This window comes from Promicromonospora kroppenstedtii DSM 19349 (assembly GCF_000515355.1).
GTDB lineage: Bacteria > Actinomycetota > Actinomycetes > Actinomycetales > Cellulomonadaceae > Promicromonospora > Promicromonospora kroppenstedtii.
In genome coordinates, this window is record NZ_KI911730.1 from 16,932 (window position 1) to 20,350 (window position 3,419).

Sequence of the window (3,419 nt, forward strand, 5' to 3'; positions counted from 1 at the left end):
CAGGCCGGCGGCCTGGCCGGGGAGACGCTCGCCCGCGTCGCCCGCGGCCTCCTGCGCCGTGCGGCCGGGGCGCGGCTCGATGATCACGCGTTCCTCCAGGGACCGGACCACGGCCCGGAAACGTTCGGCGGCCGCCTTGTTCCAGTCGCCCGACGCCGCTGCGGCATCGGCTGCGGTGCGCATCTGGGCGGCCGTGCGGGCGTCGTCGGTGTCGAGCACCTCCGCGGACCCCGCACGGTTGCGGCCCAGGCGCACCGGCCCGGCCACCAGCCAGGCGATCCCCAGGACGATCGCGGCGGCGACCGCGATGACGATCCCGAGCTGCGGCCCGGACATGGCCGTGTCGGGCCAGTCGATGCCGCTCAGCCAGTCCAGGACCCAGCGGATCAGGCGCGACAGCAGCGACTCACGCTCCGCGTACTCGGGTCGCTGCAGCTCGCTGGTGAGCCACTCGCGAGCGGTGTCCCGGTCCGGGACGACGGGCAGATCGGCCCTCATGTCACTTGTCCGCCGCGGCTGCGGCCGCGGCCTGCAGCTGCACGTCCAGTCCCTCGCGACGCATCCGGGTGTCGATGTAGAGCAGGGCGACGACGCCGCCCAGGAACAGCACGCTCATGCCGCCCGTGATCACGTAGGTGAGCCCGTAGCCGGCGGCCATGGCCGCGTCGCTGGCCGTCATCATCGCCACCCCCATCAGCGCGCCGATCGGGAACGCGACGATCTGACCGATCACGCTCAGGATGATCGAGGTCAGCAGGTAGATGCCGAGCACCCGCCAGAACGTCCCGCGGGTGAGCTTCCAGGCTCGCGTGAAGGTGGCCCAGAACCCGCCACCCTCGACCGCGAGCGCCGGCGGGACGAGGATCACGCGGGTGAACGCCCAGACGCCCGCCACCAGGAGCGCGGCGAGCACGAGGAACACGCCGACCACGCCGATCGTGGGGTCCACGGCGAAGAGCGCGACGACGATACCGACCGCCAGGGCGTAGGCCACGATCATGACGAGGGCCGACAGGAGCGAGAAGCCGATCAGGAACCAGGCCCGCTTGCCGACGCGCCGCCAGGCGTCGGACACCGAGATCTTGCGCCCGATGACGGAGTCGCTGACGGAGATGGCCATGACGCCCATGGCGAGCGGCGTGGCGAGCGTGAGGAGCAGCCCGGTGCCGAGCAGCGACCCGTAGGTGACGCCCAGCATGTCCTGCGTGAGGCCCATCTCGTCCAGCATCGGGTCGTTCCCGGCCGCGGCGAAGAGGCCACCGAACAGGTCGGTGAACCAGGTGGTCAGCGGGATGCTGATCAGGGTGCCGATCGCGACGGCCACGACCACGATGATCGCCGTGAGCCCGAGCGTGACGGCGGGGTTGTGCCGGACGGCGCCGAACGCGCCGTCGTACAGCTCACCGAGGGTGAGGGGGCGCAGCGGGACGATGCCGGGCTTGTCGGCGGCGGGCCGGTAGCCAGGGACGGCTCCCCCGGGCGCCTGCTGCCCGTACTGGCTCTGGCCGTACTGGGCCTGCCCGTACTGCCCGGCGGGCGGCGTGCCGTACTGGGGCTGCCCCGGCGCCTGCGGCGCGGACGGGTCGTACCCGGGCGCGTACTGCCCGTACCGCGGCGGCTCGCCCCAGCCGGCGGGCTGGGACCCTCCGGACTGCGGGGGCGTCGGCTGCGCCGGCTGGTCGGGTGCGCTCTCGGGCGTCGTCATGGGGCGTGCTCCGGATGTCGTCTGGGGTCGTGCCTGTGCGCCGCAACCCTAGTACGGGGCACCGACACGGGGTGGCGTAATTCGCGGGCCCGGGCGGGTCGCCATGCAACCGTCACCCGGCTGTCACCACCGTAGCGCCGGCCTCGTGCTCGGCGAGATCGCCGGACGCGCCGGCCCGGACGGCACGGCCGCCCAGCACGTACACGTAGGTCCAGAATGCGGCGAGCACGATCGCGCCGATCACGATCTTGAGCCACCAGTACAGCTCGGAGCCGGTCACGAAGCCCTCGACGAGGCCCGAGACGGCCAGGGCCACGGCGAGCCCGATGACCGTGGTGATCAGGGCGCGGCCCTCGGCGGCCAGGGCGACCGACCGCTTGCGGTGTCCCGGGTCGATCATCGTCCAGAACAGCCGCAGCCCCGCGGCGCCCGCCACGAAGATGCAGGTCAGCTCGAGGAGGCCGTGGGGCGCGATGAGCGTGAGGAAGAGGTCGAGCTCGTCGTGGGCGGCCATCATGCCACCGGTGGCGCCGATCTGGACCGCGTTCTGCCAGAGCACGTTCAGGGTGAAGAAGCCGGTGATGCCGCCTGCGACGGCCTGCGCGGCGATCCAGGCGTTGTTGGTCCACACCACGGCGGCGAACCCGATGCCGGGGTCGTAGTAGGAGGCGAAGGCCTCGTTGACGTAGTTCTCCTGCGCCGACGGCGGCATCATCGCGTTCATCGCCTCGGTGTCCGAGGCGATGTAGACGCCCGCGACGATCGCGACGAGCAGGCAGGCCGCCGTCACCGCGTGCGACCACCACCGGATCCGGTAGAACGCGGCGGGCAGCGACACGACGGCGAAGCGGACCACCTCGCGCCAGGCGGGCTCGTGCGACCCGGCGATGCGGGTGCGCGCCCGGTTCAGCACGTCGGACAGCCGGGTCACGAGCGCCGGGTCCGGCGCCGCCGAGCGCACGGTCGACAGGTGGGTGGCCACGGACTGGTACAGGCGCACCAGCTCGTCCGACTCTGCGCCGTCCAGGCGGCGCCGGGACGAGAGCTCCTTGAGGCGGTCCCACTCTGCGGCGTGCACGGCGGTGAAGGCGTCGATGTCCACGACGGTAGTCTGCCGCACAGGGACCGCGGCCCGTCCCGGGGCCCGCACCAGCAGACTCGTCCGACCAGACCCACCCGACCGGAGGAACCGTGCAGGACGGCATCGTCATCGGCGAGGGCGTGGTGCTGGACGCGCGCCCGGCCTCGTTCATCACGCGCGCCATGGGCGCCATGCTCGACTTCCTCGTGATCGGCGTGGTCGTCACGGCCGTCCTGATCGTGGGCGCGGTCTGGTTCCTGGAGAACGCCGTGCTGGGCGAGGACATCGCGCTGGTGGTCTACGTCCTGGCGAACGTCGTGGTCATGGTGGCCGTCCCGGTCACGGTCGAGACGCTGTCGCGCGGCCGCTCCGTCGGCAAGCTCGCGTGCGGCATCCGCGTGGTGCGCGACGACGGCGGCCCGGTCCGGTTCCGGCACGCCCTGGTGCGCGCGCTCATCGGCGTGATCGAGCTGTGGCTGACGTTCGGCGCCATCGCCGCGATCGCCTCGCTGTCCAACGCGAAGGGCAAGCGCCTCGGCGACCTGGCGGCCGGCACCTACGCGGTGCGGGTGCGCGGCGGCAAGCCGGTCTCGGCCCCGATCGTGATGCCGCAGTCCCTGGCGGCGTGGGCCC

4 protein-coding genes and 1 pseudogene are annotated in these 3,419 nt (G+C 72.7%); 1 reads left to right on the plus strand and 4 read right to left on the minus strand.

Features of this window, described 5'->3' with window-relative positions:
- The 3 genes from PROKR_RS35810 to PROKR_RS21720 form a co-directional block, all read right to left on the minus strand.
- Nucleotides 1-498 (minus strand): DUF4129 domain-containing protein (locus PROKR_RS35810; protein ID WP_036967334.1); only part of this gene is annotated, 498 nt, incomplete at its 3' end.
- A 1-nt stretch (nt 499) separates the two neighbouring features.
- Nucleotides 500-1,705, minus strand: a complete 1,206-nt coding sequence (locus tag PROKR_RS21715; RefSeq protein WP_036967338.1) for a DUF7544 domain-containing protein — start codon at nt 1,703-1,705, stop codon at nt 500-502.
- Between the two features lie 112 nt (nt 1,706-1,817).
- Nucleotides 1,818-2,807 (minus strand): stage II sporulation protein M, encoded by a 990-nt coding sequence (locus PROKR_RS21720; RefSeq protein WP_036967382.1) that lies wholly within the window; start codon nt 2,805-2,807, stop codon nt 1,818-1,820.
- Between the two features lie 170 nt (nt 2,808-2,977).
- On the opposite strand from PROKR_RS21720, the pseudogene PROKR_RS38235 reads away from it, so the two are divergent.
- A pseudogene (locus PROKR_RS38235) lies at nt 2,978-3,280 on the plus strand (RDD family protein); the annotation flags it as partial.
- Here PROKR_RS38235 and PROKR_RS38240 read toward each other — a convergent pair.
- Nucleotides 3,240-3,419: hypothetical protein (locus PROKR_RS38240; RefSeq protein ID WP_425414925.1), on the minus strand; the 180-nt coding region annotated here is incomplete at its 5' end. The pseudogene PROKR_RS38235 and the gene PROKR_RS38240 sit on opposite strands and share 41 nt — an antisense overlap.